The 372-nt window shown below is 38.4% G+C and carries 1 protein-coding gene; it reads right to left on the bottom strand.

The genetic code is table 11. The annotated features are described in order from the left end of the window. Nucleotides 1–10: 10 nt before the first annotated feature. Nucleotides 11–256, bottom strand: a complete 246-nt coding sequence (locus A142_RS20600) for a hypothetical protein (RefSeq protein WP_019824186.1) — start codon at nt 254–256, stop codon at nt 11–13. Nucleotides 257–372: the final 116 nt, after the last annotated feature.

Below are 372 nucleotides of genomic sequence, written 5' to 3'. Positions count from 1 at the left end.
ATAATACGCACTAAGAGCTAATTTGTTTAAGACCGTCTAAAGCATCCAGATAACCAGAAACAGCCTTACCATTACGATACAGCTTATCTCTAAGCTGCTCATTCTTGCGAACCTCTGATAAGTAAAGCTCTCGATACTTCAAAGCCTCATAACCGCCCTTGATTAATGCCTTACTCATTGTAGACGTGTTGGTTTGGTCTTTTAGGTCTGAAAGCATTTTCTCATGCTCTGTTGTGTCTCTAATTGTAATTGCCATCATTTTTCCTTTCTGCAGAAATTACCTGGTTTGATTATGGTAGCAAAATAATAACTCGAGTCCAGGAACCGGTGCGTGTTTTGATAGCAAACATAAAAATCATAATACGCACTAAG

Origin of the sequence: Vibrio splendidus 12E03 (assembly GCF_000272105.2) — a bacterium.
Classification (GTDB): domain Bacteria; phylum Pseudomonadota; class Gammaproteobacteria; order Enterobacterales; family Vibrionaceae; genus Vibrio; species Vibrio splendidus_I.
This window is presented reverse-complemented; position numbering and strand designations above follow the sequence as displayed.

What these genes read in the sequence shown, in the direction of transcription:
- A142_RS20600 (WP_019824186.1), bottom strand. Translation starts at nt 256, where the DNA reads ATGGCAATTACAATTAGAGACACAACAGAGCATGAGAAAATGCTTTCA.